The organism is Bacillus timonensis (assembly GCF_000285535.1).
Classification (GTDB): Bacteria; Bacillota; Bacilli; order Bacillales; family Bacillaceae_L; genus Ferdinandcohnia; species Ferdinandcohnia timonensis.
In genome coordinates, this window is record NZ_CAET01000092.1 from 1 (window position 1) to 1,123 (window position 1,123).

Genomic DNA, 1,123 nt, shown 5'->3' on the forward strand with positions numbered 1-1,123 from the left:
TCCGTTTGGCAGTTCTCCATATATGACAGACGGTTATAAAGCTGCTGTCGAGACGGCAGGCTATAAGATGTGGGATTGGAATATTGATAGCCGTGATTGGCAGTTTCGAGATAACCGGTATGTAGATAGTGTAATTGATCAATTGAATAAACTTAATCGTGTCAATGAGCCGATTGTCATTTTGTTGCACGAACGACCAGAAACACTTGAACATTTGCCAAAGCTATTAGACTATTTAAAAAAACAAGGCTATGAATTTAAAGCATTAGATTCATCCATGCATCCGATACAGTTATTTTAAACAGATAACCTTCGAGTTATCTGTTTTTCTTTTTGAAGATAAATTTGTGAATGTGAGGTAAACTAAATAAACAAATACATTAAGGGAAGGGTTTATGGAATGAATGGGCAAAATCGTGCAGACATATCACCAGGGATTCACGTGCAAATCGTGTTAAAGAAAGACCAACGAACTGGTATACTGACAAAAGGTATCGTCAAAGATATTTTAACAAAGTCTAGTTTTCACCCTCATGGAATTAAGGTTCGGTTAGAGGATGGACAAGTTGGTCGCGTTAAGGAAATTATACAATAATAGAAATGAGGACAAACACATGTTATCGTTCGAAGAAAAACTCAGGATCATTGAATCATTCTCTGAGTTGCAACGCAAAAATGTCTCTTTAGGAAGAGTAAACTTTCATTATAATGACAGTGTCTTTGAAAAAAAGATTGTCGTACAGCATCTTCATCCAAATGGAAATGGTTTTGTATATGCGGGAAACCTTCAAAACTATGAGGTGGATGAAAAGGGATTTGTAAACATTCGAGATTTTTCTGAAGCTGAATTAAGAAAAATCGTGAAAGAGTCGATTCAATCCCTCTCAGCGAATTCTCCACTTGCAAAGGAAAACGCCATAATTGGTGATGGTCAAGAAGAACGATGGGTGAATGATGGGGGTCAAACCCTGTTACTTGTATTCGAGGATGACTGGTGGAACGTATACTCAGGCTTAAACTTAGAAGAAGCATTCGGCTCCTATGATGAAGCAGAAGACTATCTGTATGAAGAAGGATTTAGGCTCCAGTAATTAATTATGTATTGAAGTGGGTCGGGGGGTCA

At 37.6% G+C, this 1,123-nt stretch carries 2 protein-coding genes and 1 pseudogene; all 3 read left to right on the top strand.

Translation table 11 applies throughout. From position 1 onward, the window contains the following. A pseudogene (locus BTHG_RS23795) lies at positions 1-301 on the top strand (polysaccharide deacetylase family protein); the annotation flags it as partial. A 99-nt stretch (positions 302-400) separates the two neighbouring features. After that, entirely contained in the window at positions 401-595 is a 195-nt protein-coding gene (locus tag BTHG_RS23800; RefSeq protein ID WP_010280155.1) for a YwbE family protein, read from the top strand. Between the two features lie 19 nt (positions 596-614). Next, positions 615-1,091, top strand: a complete 477-nt coding sequence (locus BTHG_RS23805) for a hypothetical protein (protein WP_010280157.1) — start codon at positions 615-617, stop codon at positions 1,089-1,091. Positions 1,092-1,123: the final 32 nt, after the last annotated feature.

What these genes read in the sequence shown, in the direction of transcription:
- BTHG_RS23800 (WP_010280155.1), top strand. Translation starts at nt 401, where the DNA reads ATGAATGGGCAAAATCGTGCAGACATATCACCAGGGATTCACGTGCAA.
- BTHG_RS23805 (WP_010280157.1), top strand. Translation starts at nt 615, where the DNA reads ATGTTATCGTTCGAAGAAAAACTCAGGATCATTGAATCATTCTCTGAG.